Raw genomic sequence first — 23,094 nt, 5'->3', positions numbered from 1 at the left:
CCAGAACTATTGACCGCTGTGGATCATTTTTTCCTGATGGGAGCTCAAGAGGCTGTCCATTATTTGCTCTACAGCCTGCAAATACTGAACATTGGCCTTGACACTTCGCGTATTCAGCGACAGCCAGCCATGGGCCCGCTCCATCGCTGTGGATGTGAAGAAATACTTGTCAACAGCAGTGCCACTGCGATTCGCGGTTGCGGCAATTCGCTGTGATGCCACGTCAAGGTAAAGGCAGAAATCACGCGGCTGTTGCCAGCATTCCGACACAGTCCCCTTCAGCCCCGCCATGCCATGTCTTCGATAAATCTTCAACGATTCTGAAGCTGCTCTATTGACTTCACTGGCGACAACATTTGAGTTTTGCCCGAAGCAGTCCGAAGCAAGTGAAGTAGCGCAAATAGCCGCGATACCAACTGCTATAGCTTTAGTTCTCATGACCTCTAACGCTTACTTAAAAACTCGACTCCACCATCTCATTTTGATAGCACCCGGATCATTCTCTAAAGCCAATCCGGTCGAATTATTTCATTTCTTAGTGAGAAACCACTACCCGCAATCAGAAGGTTATTTTTGGAGACTCAATTTTCAAGAACATGAACATTTATCGCATTGCATATATCAGGGAAGGCGCTGCAACATGCTTTGCAGCAGCAGGTTTCCGCCATGCTTGAGCTGGTCACCTACGAGCGCCCTTGACCCTGAGATGTGTCTCTTGACCACAAGGTCTAGGATTCCCTCTATTCAGATATGAGAGGGCACTACCTTGTTTCGATTGATCATTTATGCACTGATTGCTATTGGAGCCTGAAAGGTCTACGCAACCTATCAGGCGCGGCAGCAGCAAGCCGCAGCAATTCAGCTCCTCATCAACGAGCCGCGCGCTCGTGACATTGACGTGGGCCGCAGCCTCAACCCCAGCAAGCCGAAATACCAGTGTGATGGGCGCCCCCATTGCTCTCAGATGGCTTCATGTGAAGAGGCAACCTTCTTCATACGCAGCTTCCCCGGGACCAAGATGGATGGAGACAACGACGGTAACCCAGCTGCCGTCCAGCCCGCGCCGCGAAACACGATCAGCGCCATACTGCTGCAGCACCCACAGCCGCCCTTGGGCATCTGGCCAAACCAGAGATGAGCTGACTTTGTCGTTTATCACTTCCAAGGCGTGAATCGACATGGTTGAGTAAGCTGCGTGCACCTCTTCCTCCGGATCGAACTCGCCGCGCGCTTCGTCGCCATTAGCCCGCCATAGAGCCCAGCCTACAGCTACCAGTCCCAACACCATGCTCAACATCACTGACCGCTTGCGCATCGCGATTCTTCCCCCATCCGACCCTGCGCTGCGTATTCTCCGGCATGCGTTGCAGGTCACTCGTGAGCTGGCCGATGTCTGCCAAACACCGCGCGACACAGGAGCGCCCAATGGCCCCCACAAAATGCCTCAACGAAAAGCCTCGAAGGAATAGCAATAGGTCAAGTAAATAGTTGCCTGACATCCTTCCGAAGACACAACAGCAATGGGTTTTATTTTTTTTTGGAAATGAGTATCGACTGCGTCTACTTCTCCAAATTCGAATCCGGATGACACAGATCTGGCATTGGACATTGCAATAGCTTTTGATGCCGCACACCAAGATGTACGAATAGCTGCCGAAGGCTGTCGCTTTGCAATCCAGGAACAGGCAATGCAGCTCCGTGTCGATCTTTGATCGAGGAGGCGATGGTCAGATGTTCACGAATAACGACCTTATCCTGGTTCTGACGCCTTCGCTGGCGATACTGGTTCTGGCTGCCATATTGATCGTTGCCTGGCTTGTCCAACGGTCCCAGCGCTTTCTGCTTTGGCAAGCTTGCGCCTATTCACTCACTGCTCTGACTCTCGGAGCACAGACTCTACTTACCCCGGAGGAGCTGAATCGCTATGCACTACTGATCGGCAGCTGCTATCTGCTGAGTGCGTGGTGTCTTGCCAGAAGCTGGGCAGAACGCTGGCGTGTATCGACCCAACCACAAGTTGCATTGCTCATTGCCATAGTCACCCTGGCTGCGCTCTATCAATTCAGCCAGATCGAACCCAATGTCTGGGCTCGGGTGAGCTCTTTCAGCGTGGGTTCCAGCCTTGTTTTACTGCTCCCCATCCTGCAGGTCCGCTCGAAGAAAAACTCATTTGACTGGCTCGATAAATCGCTGCTCTGGCTGAGCATCCTCTTCACCGCCTACACCCTCACTCGACCCGCCTTGATCTGGCTGCTGGGATACACGGATTTGCGAGCCCTGCCAAGGTCACCCTATTGGATCCTGACGCTGCTGAGCATTCTGAATTTCTCGCTGCTCTTCACCGTGGTGATGGCCGCGATTGCCGTGAAGGAAACAGTCGGCAAGCTGCGCATGGAACGAGACATGGATGCGCTAACGCTGATCCTGAATCGCCGGTCTTTTCAAGAACATGCCCAGAAGCGTCTCGCCGACATGAGACGCTATCCCATGGCAGTGCTGGCCTGCGACATAGACCATTTCAAACGCATCAACGACACCTGGGGGCACGAGCGTGGCGATATGGTGCTGCAACTGGTTGCCTCAACTCTGCAAAACAATGTGCGAGAGCACGATCTGGTTGCTCGGTTCGGTGGCGAAGAGTTTGTGCTGCTATTGGCAGACATAACGCTGGGAGATGCGGAACTCATTGCGCAGCGAATCCAGCGTGATCTCGGGTCAAGAAATACCGTTCTTCCAACTGGCCCCAAATTGACCATGAGCTTCGGAATTTCATTGATCACCAGGTCCTTCCAGTTTGAGCAAGCCATGAAGGAAGCCGATCGACTCCTTTACCAAGCCAAGAATGCGGGGCGTGATCGGGTTCACGTATCAGGAGTTTCCTATCCAGACATATCTGTAGAGAATCATCAGCTGTGGAGCAGACCTGCCGCTTAAAAGGCTCAGATAACAAGAGCCATTCAATTGCCCAACCTAACGCCAGCCACTGAACGGACCTTGCCAGCTTGACGGATATCCACAATCCCGCTGCGCATCATCTTTGACGAAGCGCTGTGGAAACTGCAGAAAGCCTCAGAAGCAGCACCCCAGGCGCAGGCAGACGCGCGGGATGCGCAATGGCTTCAGGCCCTCGACATGGCCGCGCTGGAGCGTTTCGATGAAACCGCTGACGGTGACCAGAGCTATGACATCGGCAAAGGCGCAGTGACACGCTTGGCGCTCTTCGGCTGCCTTCAAAACCATGGATTCGGCCAATACAGCATCACCGCATTTGGCAACTACGTGCTGAATAACTGGTCACTGGTGCGCGAGTTGACTTTCAAGATGCAGTCCGAGCGTGATGCAGAACACCGCACCGCTATCGCGGCAGCAAAGGCGGAGTAAGCCATGGAGACTTGTTTCGTTGTCGTATCCATTGTTTGCATCTTGTTCATGGCATCCGTCATCACGCTCGCCGTGATCGGCGGCGCAGAGGTGGTGAGGCACATGAAATACCAAGCGCGTGGGCGACGAGTCGAACGCGCTCGCAAGGCAGCACAGCGCACAACCCAGGCAGCGCAAGGGGGTGAGTGATACAAGGATGGAAAATTGAAAACTGCGTGACCGTCATTGCGACAGCTGCGCTTGTTCTTGGTGCTATGGCTTTAGGCGCTGGTGGTCACTCTTGGTGGGGCCTGCTGCTGTTGTTAAACCTCAACTACACGAAAAAGGCAGCAGCCAAGGAAGGAGCGCAGCAGGGATGAGCCTCGTTGAACTTTTGGCTATTCACTGGAAGGAGTGGCATGGCCTCAGTCGCACCTCCCAAGATGAAGATGGATGTCCGAGGCCAGCAGGCGATTTACGCAACAACGCCGTAGGGATAAACCAGACGTTCCACTTCCCCAAAATCATAAAAATCAATCACTTGCCAAGCACTCTTGGCAGAGGTTAAGCAGCACATCGTCTAAACAAGGTATGCCTTGCACAGACCTGCTCTCCATCATGAACCGAGTGTTTCACCGTTCATACAACAAGCTATTGCAAGGAGTGCAGATGATTGATTTCACACGGAAAACGGTACTGGTAACCGGGGGCGGCTCCGGCATCGGGCGTGCCACCGCCGAGGCGTTTGGCGCAGCAGGCGCACGCGTGGTGGTGGCAGAGATCAAGCCCGAACTTGCCGATGAAGTGCGCAATCAGCTGCAGCAAGCCGGGGTCGAAGCGCTGGTGGTGCAGGCCGATGTCACACGCCGCGCCGACGTGGCGCGAATGGCAGACACCATTGAGCAGCGCTTTGGCGGTCTAGATGTGCTGGTCAACAACGTAGGCGACTATCTAGTTTCCAAGCCGTTCGAGCAGTTCAGCGACGAGGAAATTGACCGCCTCTACAGCCTCAACCTGCGACATATCTTTGATGTCACGCGCGCCATGCTGCCGCTGCTGCGCAAGCAGGGTGCAGGCGCGAGCATCATCAGCCTGTCCTCGATCGAAGGGCTGCGTGGCGCACCAACCTGCGCCATCTATGCGGCCTTCAAGGCGGCGGTGGGTGGCTTTACCCGCACGCTGGCGCTGGAGCTAGCGCCCGAAGGCATTCGCGCCAACGAGATTGCTCTGGAGACCACCGAAACCAGGCAAGTGCCCGTCAGCCTGGCCATACCCGATGCCAACAAACACCATATTCCGCGCTGGATTCCGCTTGGCCGGTTTGGCCAGCCACAAGACTGCGCAGGAGCAGCCCTGTACCTGGCCAGCCCGCTGGCAGCGTGGGTGACCGGCACCACGCTCACCGTCGATGGCGGCGCCATGGCAGCAGGCGGCTGGATGCGCGACCCCAGCGGCGCCTGGACCACCATCCCCGTCATTACTGGCAACGGCTTTATCGACGCCAGCCAGGGCGCGCCCGCACAGCTGCGGCCCGAGGCCCAGCCCGCCTGAGCACTTTTCTCTCGTTGATTTCACACAGGACAATTCATGAATATTCTGATCGTTGGCGGCACCGGCCTGCTGGGCGGCCACGCCGCGCTTTATCTGCAATCCCTGGGCCATCAGGTCACCATCGCCGCACGCAGGCCTGCGCCAGCAGCCACGCCCATGGCCCAGCTGCCTTTTGTGTCCATAGACTTTGTGGCGGGCAACGCGCGCAAGGAAGATCTACAAGGCTTTGACGCCATGGTCTTTGCCGCAGGCAATGACATCCGCCATGTGCCACCCGAGGCCGACGCTCCCGCCCACTGGCTGCACGCCAATGGCGAGGCCCTGCCCCGCTTCTTTGCGCTGGCCCGCGAAGCAGGCATCCGTAAAGCCGTGCTGATCGGCAGCTTCTACCCGCATGTGGCCCCCGAGCTGACCGAAAGCGATCCCTATGTGCGCTCTCGCTATCTGGCTTGCACGGGCGCACGCGCACTAGCCGCGCCAGGCTTTGAAGTCTGCAGCCTGAACGCGCCCTTCATGGTGGGTGCTGTGCCCGGTTTGCCCAGTCCTATTTTTGAGGCCTACACCGCCTACGCACAGGGCAAGATGGGCGATATGCCGATCTTCGGGCCCACGGGAGGCACCAACTTCATGTCCACCCAGTCGCTGTCCGAAGCCGTGGCTGCGGCTCTGGAACATGGCGAATCGGGCCAGGCCTATCTGGTGGGCGATGAAAACCTGAGCTTTGCCGAGTTCTTCACACTGTTCTTCAAAAGCCTGGGGAGCGACACCGTGGTGCCCGCGCTGGATCAAAGCCACCCCATGCTGCCAGACGAAGTTCTGTCGGCCGGTCGTGGCACGCCGGTGCGCTATGAAGCTGATCCCCGTCTGCAGTACCGCCGCGGCGACGTGACCCGAGCCGTGCAGGAAGCCGTAGACCAGGTACTGACAGGCCAGTTGCAAGCGGCCTGATCGCTAAAAACATAGCAAAACAGGGTGTAGCCAGCCGTTGTTGCACTACAGGGGCTTCCCGTCAATGCAACAACGCCCCATCAGCCCAGAAGGATCGCACCCCAGTCCAATCTCGCGCATGGCTTATGGCATCACCACCCATCGATCCTAGTAGTCGCTGAAATCCACGTCCACCCCACACACACCCGCCACTCGGCGGGTTTTCTCTTTTGGAGCCTTCATGAAAGAGCGCGGCTTGATGTTCAAGGCGCCCCTGGTGCACGCCATCCTGAGCGGCCAGAAGACACAGACGCGCCGACTGGTGAAGCCACAGCCAGCCCTGTACCAAGGCATGGTGAATGCAGCCTACTGCGGCGACCGCCACCTTTGGCTTCCAGACGACCGCATCGATGCGCTAACCGACTCAGCGAAGGAGTAGCGCTGGCCTTTTGACCAACGGTGAGCGCATCTATGTACGCGAGACATTCGCGCGCGTTCCCACTATCTGCGGCAACGAAGAGCTGGTCTATGCAGCCGACTACCAAGACGGCAGCGACAAAGCCTCCGGAGTCAAATACACGCCTTGTCTGCTGATGCCGAAGAAGGCGGCGCGCATTTGGCTGGAAATCACTGGAGTACGCGTGGAACGCCTGCAGGGCATCAGCGAGCAAGACGCCATTACCGAGGGCATCGAGCGCATGGACGACTTTCTCGGATGCCCGTGCTGACTAGTTCAGGCAGCTTGAACCTAGGAGCCCACCAATGAAGACGGTGTATCGAAGGTGACTCGTTGGTTTACCCGGTGATGGGGCCAGTAATCCGCGACGGCGTAGTGCTGCGTGCTCCGGTTATCCCATATCGCAATGCCGCCAGCTTCCCACTGGTGATGCACCATGAACTCTGGTCTCTGTAGCCAGCCAAGCAGAAAGTGAAGGACCCCACGAGCTTCATGGCGGTCGATTCCAATGATGTTTCGGGTGAAGTCGGCATTCACGAATATGCATTTACGGCCTGAGTCAGGATTCACTCGGACCACAGGATGTGTGACAGGCTTGCCCGCCTTGATTGCAGCGATAAGCGCTTCATCCCCCTTTTTTCCAAGGTATTCACGAAAGCCTGATTGCTCCCAGGTGTGCACGGCACTCAACCCCTCCAAGTACTGCTGCATGCCGGGGGATAGCCATTCAAAAGCTTTGCTGGTGCTGCTCCAGCAAGTGTTTCCACCAGCTGGAGGAGTCACGGTGATCTGTATCGCTGTTCCCAATGGGGGGGTGAGCTTCCAGCTGATGTCTGTATGCCAGTTGTCGATGGCAGGCGGCCGGTCGCGGTCGGACACGATCATTTCCATCTCGGGAGCATTCGCGTTGCGGTCGAAATAGGAGCCATTTGAGATTGGTCCAAATACCTGCCCCAATGCAATGTGTTGCTCTGGTGTGATTGTTTGCGGCTTAAAGAAGATGACCTCGAAGTCGAACAACGCCTGGCGAAGTTCAGCCTTAACTTCATCAGTAAGAGGCTTCGTGAGGTCAACGCGTTCGATCCAAGCCGCGAAGTTCGGCATTCTGGGGACCGGCCGTATGTGCTTGTAGCGGCTAGCAATATCGATCAACTCCATGGGTGTGGTATTAGCCATGTTCAATGCCTTTCAGGGATAGCAGGTGGTAGTGAGGGAACTGCTTACTGCCAGTGCAGCAGTCGTTTTTCGAGCCAGGTCATGAAGCGCACGATGCCAACCCCTAGCAATGCGAGTACCAGCAGGAGAGCCATAACGCCATTGATATCGAAGGTGGAGCCGAGATAGGCCAAGGTTTGACCCAGGCCCTTTTCGCTTGCGATGATTTCGGTGCCGACAACTCCAAGCAGGGCATAGATCAACCCCAGCCTGAGGCCTGAAAAGATCACAGGAACCGCACCAGGCAAAGTGACCTCGAAGAACGTTGTGCCGGCTTTCGCCCCCAAGGTCTTGCATAACGTCAAGTGGTCCTGGCTCACCCCGCGGATGCCAGCCACAGTCGCAGAGAGAACGATGAAAAAGGTAAGCGAACAGCCAACGGCAATCTTGCTGCCTATTCCAAGGCCGAACCACAGGATGAACAACGGAGCCAGAGCAATGCGTGGCATCACATTGAGCGCGTTGAAGTAGGGGTCAGCGAATCTCTCAATCGCAGGCCAGCGAACACAAATGAGTCCAACGGCGAATGCGGCCAGGCTGCCCAGCACAAAAGACGCTGCTACCGCTGTCAGCGTCCAGCCTAGGTCGCTCCAAAACTTTGCTGTTTTTACGTTTTCCCAAAGGTAGGCCAGCACTCCACTTGGTTGGCCAAAAAATGTCGGATCAGCCCATTTACGCGAAGCAGCGATCTCGGCAAATCCCAGCATTAAGGCTATGAAAACGATGTGCCAGAGCACCCACTGCAGTCGATTAGCCTTCATGGTGTACCCACCCCGATTCAAGCTGCGACCAGAGAGTCGCATAGAGTTCGTGGAAACGTGTCGACTTTTGCAATTCACGAATTGAGCGAGGTCGAGGTAGGTCAATCGGCACGTCAGCAATGATGCGTCCTGGCCGGGACGACATCACGATCACACGATCGGAAACGGCCACAGCCTCTGCCAAATCGTGAGTTACGAACAAAGCCGTTTGTCGGTGCTGATGACAGAGACGCAGAAGCAAATCTTGAAGCTGCAACTTGGTTTGCGCATCAAGTGCTCCAAATGGCTCATCCATCAAGAGCAACGGTGCATCCAGTGCAAATGTCCGTGCGAGCGCGGTACGCTGACGCATGCCGTGTGAAAGCGCCTTCGGCAATGCACTGGCATGCTCCGCAAGGCCTACCTCGGCGAGCATTTTTCGTGCGCGTTCAAGGCTTTGCTCCTTGGTTTGCCCTCTGACCTTTGAGCCAAAGGCGGCGTTTTCCAAGGCGGAACACCATGGCAAGAGGCTATCGCGCGCGAGCATGTAGCCGATTTGGGGATTGCCGCATCGTGGAGGGCTACCCATCACCTTGATGGATCCGGAACCCGTGTGTTCGACCAGGCCCGCACACAGATTTAGCAAGGTTGTCTTGCCGCAGCCGCTTGGGCCAACGAGAGAGACAAATTCTCCTTCGGCAATATTCAGAGAGATGTCCGCCAGAACCGGCTTGTTGCCGCCGAAGCTCAAATGCAGGCCACCTACGGCAACCGCAGGCTCTCTGGAGGCAAGAGCGTTGGGAATGGACATATCGCCTCCGCTTACTGCACCAGCAGCGTAGAGGTGTCCACCACCTTGCTGATCTGGCCTGTACGCTGCATATACCTCGCTGTATCCTGGAAGGCCTTGGGGTCTACAGGAAATTGCAAAGAGGGCAAAGAGTTACGCAGCGACACCTCAAGAATCTGGTCTCCATTAGGAACATTGATCTTGAAGGTGTCTTGCGCAATCTTGAGCAGCGCCGCAAAGTTTGCGGGGTTCTGCGCAAACTCACTCGCTTCAATCATGGCCCTTCGGTACCCCTCTATCGCCTTAGAGTTTTTCTGAAGAAATTCATCGCGCACGACTTGCAGCATCGAGGCTCCGTTGGTCTCCAGGACATCACTGGGACCTTGCCCCTTGCGAGGATCAACCACCATCCGGCAGACCTTCGACACTTCGCAAAAGCCATCCATCGGGGTGAAAAGCATCAGTCCATCAATCTGCTTCTGCGAGATCGCAGGAAAGGCTGTGTTGGGTGAGCCGACCGCAACAATCGTGACGTCCTGGGCAGACATGCCTGCACCCTTGAGCAGGCTCACCAACTGGAACTCGGCTGCGCTGCCTCTTGCTGTAACACCGATTTTCTTGCCTTTGAAATCCTGCATTACCGTTGGATAACCTTTGGCCGCATTGGGCGTATCCAAGCCAGCTCCCGCCATGAGGAAGAATGTGGGCCCGCGAGCTCCGCTGCCAATCGCTTTGACTGCAGCTCCCTTGTTCACTGCCTGGACAAGAACCTCCGGAGGCGTAAATGCGACGTCGAGATCTCCTGCCAGCAGTGTCTGCATCGCTAACGGAGCCTGCGGAATGCTGCGCAATTCGCAGGTGATGGCATGCTTTGCGCAGAGACCATTCGCTGTGGCGACACGAACTAGAAAGTTGCCCAAGCCTGGATAGTCCTGTATGCGCAAGACGGTGGACTGAGCCATAGCCGAAGTGGATAGCACCGATACGGAAGCTATAGCGAGAGCGATCAATTTTTTTCGAATCATGGGAATCCCTTCCGTTGGAGAGAGCGTTACGACAATCGGTACGCAAACGGATTTAAAAATCGACCAGCCAATTGAATTGCGCCTCAGGTGACAATGTTCGGATGAACACCAAGCTCGACTTCCCTAGGCTTCTATCGGGTGATCGTTACCGCGTGGATTGGCTGGCGAACGTCCCTGAGCCCTCTAGGCAGCGGCTTCGTGCCATTGGCATCAAGCGAACGTTTCACGATGGCCAACTCGTACAGAAAAGAGGTGACTCTGCACATCATGTGCTGGTTGTGCTGTCAGGACGTCTGCGCTCTGTGGGCTACACCGCAGGAGGGGCCGAGCAATTTACGCGCTGGATGGAAGCAGGCGAAATCAGCGGTTTTAGTTCGGTGTTGGGAAATGCGCCTGTGCCGGTAGACCTTGTCGCAGCCGGAGACGTCGAACTTCTAATCTTGCCAAGTCAGCCCTTGCTCGAGGTTTTGGCAAGCGATGCTCTGGCATCTTTGGCCGTTGCTCGTGCACTAAGCCTACGCGTGAACGAACTGTTCGACATGATCTTTATCAGGGCGGAGGAGACTCTCAATGCGAGAGTTTGGGCGACGTTGCAGCGCATAGCAGCGGAAAACGGAAAGCCTGTTCACGGCAATATCGCGCTTCTCATCTCTCAAGGTGATCTCGCGCATGCCGTTGGAGCATCTCGCCAAAAAGTCAACGTCGAGCTGCGCGAACTTCAAGCGCAACAGAAGATTCGCCTGGGTTATCGCAGGATTGAGATTCTCTGCGGCACACAACCCTGAGAAAGTCCATCATCTGCAGGCTTCATTTAAACCGGTGCTCTTCATGAAAGTTCAGTATGAATTGCAGAGTGGGTTTCCGAAGGCAAGTCGGGCTGGCAGCACGCCATGGCTCGGCGATATACGAGGATGGGGACAAACAGTAGGCTTGGCGCATAGCTATCAGATCACCGAGTCAACATCTCTCAGTTCATGGCATCCCGGCGTAACCAATTCGGCGAAAAACACCTACCACGGCATGGGACGCATGAGCAGGCCAGATCGCAAGGCTGCAAAGGGCGCAAAGCAACCGCTGCTTCATGGGGTATGAACGGCTGCAATGGGTCGGCAGCACCTGTTCATGAGCAGTGAAAGCGGACTTCCAGCAGCCTATCGACCCGCAACTGGCGGCCACTGTCCACTGCTCACCTAAAACCCGTCAGTGGACAGTCGTCGGCATCAATGCTCGGATGGCCGTTATGAAGCGTCGATCGATAGATCGCGATGCGGCTACGAGGTGCAGCAATCGCTGCATAGGAGTCTTTTTATACTGAAGCAATGGACCGTGAGAAGGCCCGCCGTTGAGCTTCTCCAGCTTGCGGGCCTCGATAGGGTCGCTGCCCTGCGCACGTTGCATCTTGGCAACATCACGCGCTTTGCGGGCTGCGGTCAGCCCTACGGCGGGGTAACTGCCCAAAGCAAGCTGCTTTTCTTTTCCGTCAGTACGGTACTTGTAGAACCAGCGCTTGGAGCCGCCGGGGCTGACTTGCAGGTACAGCCCGCCAGCATCGGTGAAGCGCGCCTGCTTGCGATCAGGTGGGCAGATGGCGTTGCGGCAGTGGGCATCGGTCAGCATGGGGTACAGCCTTCCTAGGTGGGGGTACAAATTCCCGCTCTCGGCCCCAGGGTGGGGGTACAACGCATGGGCCGCCAAGCCGCATGGTTGCTGGGTTTGGGCTGAAAGTGGAGGTACAACTTAGCCAAAGTATAGGCTTTTGGCGAGTTGTACCCCCCACTCTGCCTCGGATGCCCGCGAACCTTGGCGGACGATTGCGGAAGGCAAGTCTTTGATTTACCAAAGAAAAAGGGGTTCAATGAACTTCATTGAACCCCTTTGGATGGGTGAATGGTGGGCTGGCGTCTATCGAATCATCTCTTCAAAACCTCATGAAATCAAGACTTTGAAGATTTTTTCGTCCAGCTGTTCCCCATGTTATTCCCCCGTTTTACCTTGTTTAAGGTTGGACGTCTTTGAACAACTTGGGAAATGATCCTCCTCACGGATTATTGCACATGCTTAAGATGAAGAAAGTGAGCTGCGCACATTCTTGCAACCCAAAATGCCTTAGCTAAGTGAGGAGATCTTGTAAGCGATCTCTCGAAAGTCCTCCTTCTCTAAGAAGCAATCTTCTAGAAATCGAACTCCCGGTTTGGCCCTTGAGCAACATCCCCCCAGATCCTGTTCGGCAGCTCATGACGGCTGAAAAATACCAAGTGATACAGAGGTCGATTCCCTTCATCACGAATCAGTGGCATCCGATGACTGATCGCAAACCCAAGTCCTCGTACTAGCCCACACCAGTAATCAAAGAATGCTTCATCAGCATCTCCACGCACAAAAGCAAGTGGGTCGATGTGCTGTCGCCATCCAGGAGCTGCTGCGTCAAATCGAGCACGCTCCGGGTTGTATTCCATCAGAACGTTGCGCCGCAGATCCATCGTGCTGAAATGAACTGCAAAATCGACACGCGGTAACTTCGCCAACTTTTCGATCACATTGAACGAAAGATACTGGAGGTTATAGGGATCAAGGTACGCCAAGCACAACGCGCTCCTTGGGATCGCATTAAGCACTTGATCGACAGTGCTCTCCGCAGCCCCTGGAAAGGCAGTAACTGGCGCGCCTTTCGCACGCAGCCGCTCGGCGCAAGCGGATGCCCTCTCTGCATCCAAATCACCGACAAAGCAGGAAGTAAATCCAACGTCGTCAAGGAGAGAATGCTGCCATGCGACTTGTGCACCTCCCGGGCGTGTCATGGTTTCGCCTTTAACTTGGATGCGTCCAGGGCCGCAAAACAGATCAACAAATACCCGTTGCCTGTGCTTCTCCCGTGCTCGACGAGTACCCTCCACATACTTGGCAAGATAGGTGTGCTTCATGTCTGGCACCCACCGCCCTACCCCCTCCCCTGCTCGACCACGCTCGATAGGAAGATGGGGCCATGGATCTTCATCGCAAATAAGGCGAAAGCTCATAAGCTACACCGTCCTAGGCGCATCAAAAAGAGAGAACTGCTTGTGGCGCTCAATCCAATCCGTATCACGCATATACCGAGCATGCTTCCGCTTCTTTCCATCCTCGCCGGTGATTAAGATATCTTTCTCTGCAGCAAGCCTCTCAAGCACTTCTTTGTACATGAGAGAGGTACCAGGCGAAGTGTTGCAAGTGGAAGAGTAAAGCTGCCCAATTTGTATTGGCTGCCCTCGCTGGGTGATGTTCTCGGCAAGCTGCGTAGTTAGTGCGGCGAATGAATGCGCCTGAGCAACATCATCAAAGCGGAACCCGCCATTGAACTCTTGGCGAAATCCCATCATTGGGGTTGCAAGCATATTCAGGCCAGCACCTCCATAGTGGAGAAAGCAGTTTTGCTTAGCCCAGTGCACTTGCTTCATAACGTCCTGAGCTCTTGGGTGCCTTGAAAGGTGGACGAGCCAGTACTCACCGTGACCAGCCCCCTCCCCGCGTATGAAAAAAGGGGTGAAGTACTCGGCTCCGCACCTCACTACCAAAGCCTGATAGAGCGCGGCTTGAATCAACCGGCGCCAGTCTGCAGCGTCCTCATCTTTAATCTGCTCAATCGAGCGGCCCTCCAAAGCAGTACGGATGTCAATGGAAAGCTTACTGGACATTTGGTCCGCAAAAGCGTCGTTGGTATAAGTGGCGAAGGAGGATACGTGAAATGTGAGGACCACTTCACTCTTTGGCAGCTCCGTAAATATTCGTTGAATTAACGGAGCTGGCACATCGCTGTAGCCGTATTGATCAAGAAAGAAGAGCGCCGTATTCGCACGCGGGGTATGCAGCCCAACTAACTGCAAGACGGAGGATGATGCAGATACAAAATCGTCGCAAATCAAATGGATCGAACGGCCAACTTCATCGCCATAGCCACGCTCATGCAAGACATGCTTCAGATGAGAAAGCGCCTTCGTATCCTTGTCGATAAACACATATTGGACATCTAAGTCGATGGGCTTGCGGCGATGGGCATTGATGCGTACACGAGCCTCCGCTACAGCTCCTAGCATGCGAAGTGGGGAGCCGAGAACTTCGGTCCCCTTCCCTTTAAGGGTGTAAAGCCCGCCGCCACAGAATCCATCAACTAGCGTGATGCGCAGTTGCTCCCTTCCACGGGCGTTCAGTGTTCGCTGCTCAAAATACCGAATCAAGTAATCAACCAGCACCTCATGCTTTGTCAAGCTGTGCGCATCGATCTCTGCGGGCCCATTTGCCCAATCGTAGTGCCTTCGTGCCAAGAGCCAGCCTTTCTGCGAGTACTGAATTTATAAGCTCTACACAGTATTTCCTGTATTTGGGAATTGATCCCAATGGCGCCCCCCCAAAGAGCGACCAGCCTTCCCTTTTCCAACTGCAGCTAGTTTAATCTCCGAACCGTCACGTCGAACGATATGAATTGGAGTTCGTCCGGTGACCAAGCCTTCGGCTTGCTCAAGAGGAGCCCAATGGCCCCATTGCTTGAAGTGAAATGCAACGTCAGCCTCATCGCACTGTTCTTGCAGATCCTCAGGCCATTGAGGCTCCATAGGACGAGCGCCTGGTCCAGACTCGCCTCCGGCAATTACCCAGTCGACACGAGGTTTACCTTTGCCAGGCTGCAGCCATGGTCGCAGATTTAAAGGACCGAGCAAGGGTTCGCAGGAAAGAAAACGGACTGCTGGAGAACTGAATTCAAGCAGGTACTTGATACGTTTCTTTGCCGCATCTTGGTTCTCGACCGTCGCGCCAAGCCAAACATTGGAGGGAAATTCGTAGCCCGTGGGGAGTTGCTTACGCACCAGATGAATCCGCTTGGTCAATAGTAGCCAATCCAGATGCGGAGTGGCTGTAATGAGTTCCAAAAGGCGAAGGCGATGAGGAATCAAGTCCTTGCGGTTTTCAAAAACGTCGGCCATCGAAGCGCAAAACACGCGCCGCCGCGTCTTGCTTTCCTTGGCTTCACGATCCCACTTCAGCGGCTCTTTCCAGTGGGCATCACTGAAAAACCGCCGTTCGGATTTCGCCCCCCACACGTCCTCTCCCAAGCGCTTAGCCCATGTCTCGGCATAGCAATGATCACAAGCGTCGGATACGCGCACGCATCCCCACCACGGGTTGAAGGTGTGGTGTGTCCATTCGATACGGGAGTCTTTTGCCATTGGTTATCCGTCTAGTGTATTGCAGCAGGCTACTGTATTTTTTTACAGTATACCTGCCAGTATTACACCTAGCCTAACTATGTAGCCTGCAGAGCCGGCACCTACAGCAGTACACGAAAACGGCGATTGTCTGCATCAGAAGATTTTAGAATGCGGTATTCCATCCCGCTGGCCACCGCAATCTGCTGCGCAAAGTCCTTCTTGGCCTGCACCACAGCATCCTCGATTTGATTGTCAGCTTTCACCTCAACGATCACGTACTTCAGGCTGCCATCCGGTTCTTCGCGTTGAAAGATGAAGTCCGGGTAGTAACTACGCACGGTGCGCGAATCGGGGTCGATGTACTGAATGAAAAAATCGGACTGGCCGTGGGTCAGCATCCCGGTGAAGTAGATCTTCCGGACTCGCTTCTCACGCAACAGATCCCAGAACAGCCAGTTCTCTGAGCCGGAGTCGAAGCAATAAGTGTCGAGGTGAAAGCTCTTTGCGCGCTCCTCGTCCTTGATTTGCGTGTCGTGCATCCGCACTATCTTGTCCTTAGCTGCAGACACCTCGTAGTAGCCGTTCGGAGGCATCTTGATCAGATCAACCTCGTACTCGTCTTTCTTCTCGTACTCGTCAAGGTCAAACAGCAAGCGGAACAGGCGTGGGATGATCTCGTCGTACAGCAGCTCGTTGAACTCGTTGGTGATGGTCACCAATTCGCCAGTGCCTTCCTTGGTCGCGTCGAGCAGCTCCTCGATCTCCAATGGGCTACGGTTGAGATAGCGAGACACTTCGGCAACCAGCGTCATGGGCGAGAACATTCGTTTCTCGCGGCGGGCGGTCAGGTCGAAGGTACGGCTGTCGGAGGCGCGCGCCGCATCGGCGGCGGTCAGCCCGTCTTGCTGTGTTTCGATCAGGCGGTACTTTTCAACCAGCTCATTCCACTTCTCCCTGCTCTCTCGCTCGGGTATCAGTTCCTGCCCTTGTACGGGCTGCTTCTCGCGCATCTGGAAAAGCTTGCGCACGCGCACCAGCTTGATCTTGACCGGTGGCTCAACCACGCGCACTTCCACGCGCTCCTTTTCCTTTCCGGTTTTCTGCAGCTCGTCGGCGCTGATGCGGAAGTTCTGCTGCAGCTCATCGTTGAGCGTGTTGAGGTTGTCGCCCGAGAGGAAGACGTGGCCCGTGTGCTGGGCCTCGCCGATGGCGCGTAGGCAGCGCATCGTGGCTTGCAGCACAAACACCTTGGACTTGGGCTCGCGGAACAGGCCCACACCGAACAGCGAGCGGCAGTTCCAGCCTTCGCGGCCCTTGTTGACCAGCAGGATGAACTGCTTTTCCGAGCCTTCGGTGTCGAGTCGGTTGAATTCGCGGATGTCGTCGTTGGTAGTGATCTTGCTGTCGCCCACGTTCACCAGGATGCGCGAGGTCGGGATGCCGTGCTTGAGCAGCGCACGCTCGACGGCGGGCTTCAGCTCTTCCGTCAGCTCCTCCACGGTGGCTGCAAAGAAGGCCAGCTTCGGGGAAAGCCCTTCGGGTCGTAGCCCGTCCGTCTCCTTCAGGAAGTTCTCGATGGCAATGTCGACAAACTCGTCGGTGCGCGTGTTGGCGTAGCCGTGCAGTGTTACCTTCTTGAGGAAGCCCTTGTCGATGGCCTCCTTCAGGCCGTAGGCGTAAACCACTTCTGGCAACACCTCGCGCCCCACGTAGGGCGTGCCAGTGTAGTTGTAGCAGGCCACTACGCGCGTGCCCGCAGCATTCAGGCTGGCAGCCAGAATGTCGATGGTAGTGCGCAGGCTAGTGTCCGTTTCCTTGGCCCCGACGCCCATGTCCTTGGCCAGCGCCTTGCCGAAGGCGTGGTGGGCCTCGTCCACGTAGATGCCGAGTTGTTCCAAACGACGCAGCTTCTCGAAGCGCTGGTTGGTGGTCAGTTCGCCTTCTTCCTCTGGCTGGTCAAAGTTGTAGAGGTCGGCGGCGTCGGCATAAACGCCGTTGGCAGCCAGGGTTTCGCCGCTCGAGGCGAACAACTTGGCAGCAGGCGTTTTTTCCTTATGTTGGCGCTTGAGGATGATCTTCTGCGTGTTCGAGACGACAATGTTGAACCGCGAGCGATCCAGCGTGTCCAGCGAGGTACCAGCCTCTTCGAGATAATGGAAACGCAGATGGGTAGTCAGGAAATTGACGTACTCCGGTGGCACCACGCGCATCAGGTCGAAGGACTCGATTTCCTTGAGCGATTGCAGCACCGTCTTATCCGGTGCGAACACCAGTGCGTTGTGGCAATAGTGCGCATCCTTCGGAAATTTGTTGGCCAGCAAGAACTCATAGAAGATGCAGGTAGCCATCAGAATAGTTTTGCCGGTGCCCATCGTTAGCGCAAAGATGTAGTTCGGATAGGCGCGTGAGCTCTTGCGCATCTTCTCGAACAGCACCTTGTACGAATTCAACTCCAGCTCATCGGACTCACCAAACTGGAACATCTCCTGCCCGGCATTACCGAGGAAAGAGCCGAACTTGCGGCCTTCGAACTTCCCGCTACGCTCGTACCACGCCTTGAAGATCTCCTCGACCTTGGCGTTATCAAGAAACTCCTTGAGGAAAACGTAGGTTTCCAGCGCCTCAAACTGCGGCTGGCGCAGGAAGGCTTTGGGGTTCTTGTCCGGGTTGTTGAAATCGAGGTACTTGCGCGTGAGCTCACGATAACTCTGGCGCAGCTTTCCCCGATTGTCCTTGTGGAATTGCCACAGAAAGCGAAAGAAGGCAAAGTCCAGCGACGCGCTGGCGCTGCTCGCCCCCTTGCCACTGGCTTTGGCGGCTGCGCGCTTAGTCGCCATAGCTCACGCTCCCTTCCCAAGATTCCGAAAGCAGGTCGGTAATCTTCACGCGGATGGTACCCGCATCCTGGGGCACAGTGTATTCGCCCTTGACTAGGTCGTTCTTGCCGGGGATGTCTACTACCATCGGTTGCAGCACTGCACCGTCGTAGTTCCAGTCGATCAATACCGACTCGACAAGCTCCTTCCAGTCTTCGACCGACTCCTTTTGAAGCGAGAGCTTTTGCAGCAGGTTCATCGGGTAGAACTTCTCGATAACCAGTTCAGCGCTCTTAATAGAGATCTTCGCCTGCGAGTCGCGCTTGAACTCCAGATCAGCCTTGTCACGCAGAATATCCACTACCTCAACGTCGATCCTAAAGGGCTTAGCGGCTAGCTCTAGTTGAGCAGCCAAATCCGGCTCATGGCCCATGCAGACGAGTGTAATCTTCTCGACCGGACGGTTTGGGGACTCATTCTGCTTGTGCTCCCACGCCCTGTAATCAAAGCCCGCGATCAGCTCGTTCAGATCGGCACGCGTAGCGATGCGGTTGACGGGCATGATTTTGACCATGCGCCCGTCCTTCTCGCCGTCAAATACGGTACTGAACTCCAGCTTCTGCACTTCCAGCGCCTCTATCAACAATTCTTTCGCTTGAACAGGGTTGCGGAACACATCGTAGTGGTTAACGTTATGTAGTTCGAAGCCAGTGAAGTACTGGCTCTTGCCATCTAAGTCTTTCTGGCGCAAGCCATCAGCAACGCCGAGAAGGCGCTTAGTGGTTGTTTGTATCGCACCTAGATTGATGTCCGCACCGATGAAACGGCGTCCGAGTTTCATTGCCACAGCCTGAGCGGTTCCTGACCCCATGAAGCAATCAAAGACGATGTCACCCGGCTTGGAACTAGCAAGGAGAATGCGCTCCAACAGCTCTTCTGGTTTTTGTGTTGGATAGCCCGTCCGCTCTTTTGCAGCCTGATTCACCGGATTTATATTCCACCAGTCCAATGGGAGACTGCCATCTTTGAGGTAGTGCCTAAAGACAAGCTCAGGATTGGTTTTCTCCCATTCAGGACTTACATCCCTATGCCACTGAATCGGGCTTCCTGCTACGTTCTTACCAAATAACCTATAGCGACCATTTTCGTCCTCATATCGATACTTCTTAATGTTCTCCTCAGTATGAGGCCGTAGTACTGCTTCATAGTTAAACGTCCACTCCTCCGATTTCTTAAAGAACAAGATAGTATCGTGCTTAGTGTTCCAGTATTTTTTGCTATTCGCAGCATCTGAATAGCACCAAACCACGTCGTTTAAGAAGTGTTCCTGACCGAACACCTCTTCCATGATGCATCGGAGATGATGCGATTTATGTGAGTCACAGTGAACATAGATGCTCCCGGTCTTCGACAGCAGCTCACGCATAAGAACAAGTCGTTCGAACATGAACTGCAAATATTCATCATTCGACCATAAGTCGGTGTATTGCTTTTCTTCAAAAACAGGCTGGTCCGTAGTCGCAGACTTCCCGCCAAGTTGAACCTTTTTCTTGTAATCAGCACCTGAGTCAAATGGTGGGTCGATATAGATCAAATCCACCTTGCCCCGAAATTGCTTTAGCAAATGGCTCATTACCTGAAGGTTGTCGCCCCAGAAAATCTTGTTGCGCCAGCCGTCCGCCTCCTCTCCGTGAACTTCCTTCAACTGAGCCGGGTAGTACTGCGTCGAGGTGAATGGGCGCTTGCCACGCCAATTGAGCATCGGGTAGCCCTTGATCGGCTCGAACTCGTATTTCTCAACATTGGTAGTACCGCCATCGGGTGTGGCCAGTTGCAGGCTTTCCTGCGCAGGTGTTTTCTTGCTCATCAGTTGTTTTTCCTGAATTTCCAATTCTTGTTATCGCAGTAAGCACGGATATCACAGCTCAGGCACAGCTTGGTCGGGCGTGCTGCGATAGCATAGTCCTGCTGTTCGATGCGTGCGACGATGTCGTCGAAACGCGCGATGGTCTTGCCGATAGCGCGTTCGTCCTTGGTGAATGACACATAAGGGTTACCGCCATCTTCGCCTGTGTAGTACAGGTGCATGCGGCTGACTTTTTGGCCAGTACGCCCTTCAACAAGGTGAGCGTACACCTCTAACTGATGCTGGTACTGGCGCAAGCGCTCTCGATCTTTCTCCATGTCAGGCTTCTTCTCCGACTTGAAGTCGATGATCTCGACCGTATCGTGCTCGCCCCGTATCAAGTCTACGCTGCCCTTCAGAATGTACTGCGGTTTGATAAGCGAAATCTCAACTTCGGCTTCCTTGAGACGATCCCAGTTGCCGTTTTCCCGCTCGTAGTAGCGCAGTACATGCTGCAGCGCCGCCTGCTGCGAGGAGGATGCGAGATAGACGCGCTCCTTCTTCGAGAGCATGGTGTAGTTGGCCGAGAACCAGCCCTTGATGCCGTCCAGGGTAATGGAGCCTTCCTCGCCGCGCAGCACGGTCTTGTGGATGTCTTCGATGGTCTGGTGCACCAGAGTACCGAACAGCATCGGGCTTTCGCGGATGGGCGCGAACTCCAGCTCCTTGAAGAAGCGGTACTGCTCGGCGCAGTTCTCGAACACGGTGATGTGTGAGGTGAAGGAGTACTCGCGCTTGAGGTTGATCTGTTTCACGGCCTCGAAGGTCAACGCCGACAGATCAATATCGCGCCAGCTCGGAAGCTCGTAGAACAGGCGCTCGAAGTATTTGGACGGCGATTTGCCGCGCCCCTGCTTCTCCTGCGCGGCCAGCACCAGCAGGTTCTGGGCGCGCGAGAAGGCGGTGTAAAACAGCCGCCAGAAGTCGAAATTCTTGATGTGGTCGAGCGGCTCGAAGCGTTCCTTGGAAAGGTAGCCGCCGTCCTCCAGCAGCACGTCCAACGCGCTGTACTGCTTGCGCGGCACCGCCTCCAGCGAGCCACACACCACCACCGGAAACTCCAGCCCTTTGGACTGGTGTACGGTCAGAAACGAGACGCAGCCCTTGGGTGCGTACTCGGATTCGTCCTCGTACTCGCCGATGCCGCCATCGACGAGGAAGCGCATGAACTGGTTGAACAGGTCGCGCAGGTTCTTTTCCAGCCACTCGGGGTTAAGCACGCTGACGTAGTGCAGGTACTCGAACTTGGTCAGCAGCTTGGAGAACGTGCCAAGGTTGCGCGCCGCGCGCCCCTTGTCCACGCCTTGCACGGCCTCCTCGGTGAGAAAGCGCGAGAACAGCGGGAATTGCAGCAGTTGATAGAACAGGCCGGAGAAGGCGTAGTCAGTGTTCTGCGCCAGCACCGCATGGCGCTTGGCCAGGGGGCGTGCCCAGTCGAGCAGCGGCTTGTTCTCCGGCTTGCGCAGCTCGTCGATGAAGGGCTTGAAGCACTGGTGGTCGTAGTAGACCCAGATTGGCAGCGTGATGCCTTCCACCCACGCCCGCACCTTGGGAAACTGCGGGAACAGGAAGATCAGCGCGCCGATCATCAGGCGGATTTCCTCGCGATCGAAGAACATGTTCGAGCGGGGCGAGAACACCGGTACCCCCTGCGCTTCGAGAAAGCGGGCCAGCGCTACCACCTTGTCGTTCTTGACCGAGCGGAATAAGAAGGCGACCTGATTCCAGTCCGCAAGCTGGCCGGAGTCCTTCAACCCGTTGAGAAAGGCCAGAACCTCGGCATGCCAGTTGGTGGTGTCGTCCTTGTCATCGCTGGCTGCCAGCCGCACGGCAGTGGGCAAGTCCGGAAAGTCGTCCTCGCGCGGCACGATCTGCTTGGCGAAGCGGAACACGCGCGTGCCGTCGTCCCAGACTTGCTCCTTCATCCACTCGTTGTAGAAACGGATGATGTCCGGGTGCGAGCGGTAATTGACGGTGAGCTTGACTTGCTTGCACTGGCCGTCGTCGAACAGCGTCGGGAACTCCAGAATGTTGCGGATAGTGGCGCCGCGAAAGCGGTACAAGCCCTGGTCATCGTCGCCCACCACGCACAGATTGCGGCGCTCTCCCGCTAACAGCAGGAGGATGCGCTCCTGAATGGTGTTGGTGTCCTGGTACTCGTCCACCATCAGGTGAGTGAGCTTTTCGCGCAGTTGCCCCAGCACCTCGGGGCGCTTTTCCAGCAGTTGCAGGGCCTCGTACTGGATGCCGGAAAAGTCCAGCGAGTTGTGCTCGTGCAGCAGCTCCTGGTATTTGGCAAAGCATGTGGCCAGGGCCCGGATTTCCGGCTCCGGGGCCGCCGCCAGCGTGGTCGCATCGAGCGCCTCCTCGCTGACCTTGTTGAGCCATTTGAGCAGGTTCTCCGACTGCGCCCAGCGACCCGTCTGGTCATCGCCCATGACGAGCCGTGCGTCGGGCAGTTCGCGGAAGTCCTTGATGTGCTGATAAAGGAAGTACTGCTGGTCAAACTGGTCGAACAGCGTGAAGCTGCGCTTGAGTCGGGTGAACTCGCGGTAATCCTCCAAGAGCCGCAGGCAGATAGAGTGGAAGGTACCGAGGTACATCTCGTTCAGATTGAACTGGATGCTCAGCTCGGTCAGACGGTTGGAGATGCGCGTAGTCAGCTCGCGCGCGGCCTTGTCGGTGAAGGTGACGACCAGCAGCGACTCCGGCGCGACGCCCTTACGCGTGATGAGGTAGACGATGCGCTCGACCAGCGTGAAGGTCTTGCCAGAGCCGGGGCCCGCGATGATGAGCACCGGGCCGTCGGTGGCCAAAATAGCTTCGAGCTGCTGGGGGTTGGCCTTGGACTGGAGGGTGACGGAACTGAGGGTCACTCCACCCCCTTGTCGTCATCCACCATCGCCTTGCCGATGCGGCTGGCGATCCACTGATCCAACTCACCGCGACGGAAACGCCACGTGCCGCCGAGCTTGAACGCCGGGAGCTTGCCGCTGGCGGCCAAGCGATAGACCGTGCGCTTGCCTGCCTTCAGGTAGGCAGCTACCTCATCAATCGTGAGGATCTCGTCCGGTTGGTCGCTCATCGGCTTTCCTATGTGATCTGTGCTGTGCTTGGTTTACCGCCA

At 55.7% G+C, this 23,094-nt stretch carries 21 protein-coding genes; 8 read left to right on the top strand and 13 right to left on the bottom strand.

Annotation, left to right across the window (positions count from 1 at the left end):
* Positions 1-6 precede the first annotated feature (6 nt).
* On the bottom strand, positions 7-438 hold the full coding sequence (locus CTR2_RS07895; protein ID WP_254913528.1) for a hypothetical protein: 432 nt from the start codon (positions 436-438) through the stop codon (positions 7-9).
* A 526-nt stretch (positions 439-964) separates the two neighbouring features.
* On the opposite strand from CTR2_RS07895, the gene CTR2_RS07890 reads away from it, so the two are divergent.
* The 7 genes from CTR2_RS07890 (at position 965) to CTR2_RS07860 (ending at position 6,566) form a co-directional block, all read left to right on the top strand.
* Positions 965-1,138 (top strand): hypothetical protein, encoded by a 174-nt coding sequence (locus tag CTR2_RS07890; protein WP_087085897.1) that lies wholly within the window; start codon positions 965-967, stop codon positions 1,136-1,138.
* Positions 1,139-1,731: 593 nt separating this feature from the next.
* Positions 1,732-2,934: a GGDEF domain-containing protein gene (locus CTR2_RS07885; protein WP_087085898.1), complete on the top strand. Its 1,203-nt coding sequence runs from the start codon at positions 1,732-1,734 to the stop codon at positions 2,932-2,934.
* A gap of 198 nt (positions 2,935-3,132) precedes the next feature.
* Positions 3,133-3,381 carry a hypothetical protein gene (locus CTR2_RS07880; RefSeq protein ID WP_087085899.1) on the top strand — a complete coding sequence of 83 codons (249 nt, stop codon included), beginning with the start codon at positions 3,133-3,135 and terminating at the stop codon, positions 3,379-3,381.
* Positions 3,382-4,029: 648 nt separating this feature from the next.
* Entirely contained in the window at positions 4,030-4,911 is an 882-nt protein-coding gene (locus CTR2_RS07875; protein WP_087085901.1) for an SDR family NAD(P)-dependent oxidoreductase, read from the top strand.
* Between the two features lie 36 nt (positions 4,912-4,947).
* Positions 4,948-5,859, top strand: a complete 912-nt coding sequence (locus tag CTR2_RS07870; RefSeq protein WP_087085902.1) for an NAD-dependent epimerase/dehydratase family protein — start codon at positions 4,948-4,950, stop codon at positions 5,857-5,859.
* Positions 5,860-6,079: 220 nt separating this feature from the next.
* Positions 6,080-6,277, top strand: a complete 198-nt coding sequence (locus CTR2_RS07865) for a hypothetical protein (protein WP_087085903.1) — start codon at positions 6,080-6,082, stop codon at positions 6,275-6,277.
* A gap of 10 nt (positions 6,278-6,287) precedes the next feature.
* Complete coding sequence (locus tag CTR2_RS07860; RefSeq protein ID WP_176391779.1) at positions 6,288-6,566, top strand: hypothetical protein; 279 nt, start codon at positions 6,288-6,290, stop codon at positions 6,564-6,566.
* 20 nt (positions 6,567-6,586) lie between these two features.
* Here the strand turns inward: CTR2_RS07860 and CTR2_RS07855 are convergent, their stop codons facing one another.
* Genes CTR2_RS07855 through CTR2_RS07840 form a run of 4 tightly spaced genes read right to left on the bottom strand, consistent with a single transcriptional unit; the run spans position 6,587 to position 10,002 of the window.
* Complete coding sequence (locus tag CTR2_RS07855) at positions 6,587-7,471, bottom strand: TauD/TfdA dioxygenase family protein (RefSeq protein WP_087085904.1); 885 nt, start codon at positions 7,469-7,471, stop codon at positions 6,587-6,589.
* Positions 7,472-7,515: 44 nt separating this feature from the next.
* Positions 7,516-8,271, bottom strand: coding sequence for an ABC transporter permease (locus CTR2_RS07850; protein WP_087085905.1), 756 nt, complete (start codon positions 8,269-8,271; stop codon positions 7,516-7,518).
* Positions 8,261-9,061 carry an ABC transporter ATP-binding protein gene (locus CTR2_RS07845; protein ID WP_087085906.1) on the bottom strand — a complete coding sequence of 267 codons (801 nt, stop codon included), beginning with the start codon at positions 9,059-9,061 and terminating at the stop codon, positions 8,261-8,263. Before CTR2_RS07845 ends, CTR2_RS07850 begins: the two co-directional genes overlap by 11 nt.
* Before the next feature lie 11 nt (positions 9,062-9,072).
* Entirely contained in the window at positions 9,073-10,002 is a 930-nt protein-coding gene (locus CTR2_RS07840) for an ABC transporter substrate-binding protein (RefSeq protein WP_254913513.1), read from the bottom strand.
* A gap of 164 nt (positions 10,003-10,166) precedes the next feature.
* Here CTR2_RS07840 and CTR2_RS07835 point away from each other — a divergent pair, with 164 nt between their 5' ends.
* Positions 10,167-10,850 carry a Crp/Fnr family transcriptional regulator gene (locus tag CTR2_RS07835; RefSeq protein ID WP_087085908.1) on the top strand — a complete coding sequence of 228 codons (684 nt, stop codon included), beginning with the start codon at positions 10,167-10,169 and terminating at the stop codon, positions 10,848-10,850.
* Between the two features lie 415 nt (positions 10,851-11,265).
* On the opposite strand, the gene CTR2_RS07830 is transcribed toward CTR2_RS07835, so the two are convergent.
* The 8 genes from CTR2_RS07830 to mads1 form a co-directional block, all read right to left on the bottom strand.
* Complete coding sequence (locus CTR2_RS07830) at positions 11,266-11,682, bottom strand: Arm DNA-binding domain-containing protein (RefSeq protein WP_087085909.1); 417 nt, start codon at positions 11,680-11,682, stop codon at positions 11,266-11,268.
* A 554-nt stretch (positions 11,683-12,236) separates the two neighbouring features.
* Positions 12,237-12,986 (bottom strand): three-Cys-motif partner protein TcmP, encoded by a 750-nt coding sequence (locus CTR2_RS07825; protein WP_230630451.1) that lies wholly within the window; start codon positions 12,984-12,986, stop codon positions 12,237-12,239.
* A gap of 99 nt (positions 12,987-13,085) precedes the next feature.
* Positions 13,086-14,363, bottom strand: a complete 1,278-nt coding sequence (locus CTR2_RS07820; RefSeq protein ID WP_019043825.1) for a three-Cys-motif partner protein TcmP — start codon at positions 14,361-14,363, stop codon at positions 13,086-13,088.
* Between the two features lie 36 nt (positions 14,364-14,399).
* Complete coding sequence (locus tag CTR2_RS07815) at positions 14,400-15,263, bottom strand: DUF5131 family protein (RefSeq protein WP_019043826.1); 864 nt, start codon at positions 15,261-15,263, stop codon at positions 14,400-14,402.
* Positions 15,264-15,364: 101 nt separating this feature from the next.
* Positions 15,365-18,082: a TnsA endonuclease N-terminal domain-containing protein gene (locus tag CTR2_RS07810; RefSeq protein WP_019043827.1), complete on the bottom strand. Its 2,718-nt coding sequence runs from the start codon at positions 18,080-18,082 to the stop codon at positions 15,365-15,367.
* Positions 18,072-19,928: a site-specific DNA-methyltransferase gene (locus tag CTR2_RS07805; RefSeq protein ID WP_019043828.1), complete on the bottom strand. Its 1,857-nt coding sequence runs from the start codon at positions 19,926-19,928 to the stop codon at positions 18,072-18,074. The genes CTR2_RS07810 and CTR2_RS07805 overlap by 11 nt, the downstream gene beginning before the upstream one ends.
* Entirely contained in the window at positions 19,928-22,843 is a 2,916-nt protein-coding gene (locus CTR2_RS07800) for an ATP-dependent helicase (protein ID WP_019043829.1), read from the bottom strand. Before CTR2_RS07800 ends, CTR2_RS07805 begins: the two co-directional genes overlap by 1 nt.
* On the bottom strand, positions 22,840-23,052 hold the full coding sequence (gene mads1, locus CTR2_RS07795) for a methylation-associated defense system helix-turn-helix domain-containing protein MAD1 (RefSeq protein ID WP_019043830.1): 213 nt from the start codon (positions 23,050-23,052) through the stop codon (positions 22,840-22,842). Before mads1 ends, CTR2_RS07800 begins: the two co-directional genes overlap by 4 nt.
* Between the last annotated feature and the right edge of the window lie 42 nt (positions 23,053-23,094).

Origin of the sequence: Comamonas thiooxydans (genome assembly GCF_002157685.2) — a bacterium.
Lineage (GTDB): Bacteria > Pseudomonadota > Gammaproteobacteria > Burkholderiales > Burkholderiaceae_C > Comamonas > Comamonas testosteroni_H.
This window is presented reverse-complemented; position numbering and strand designations above follow the sequence as displayed.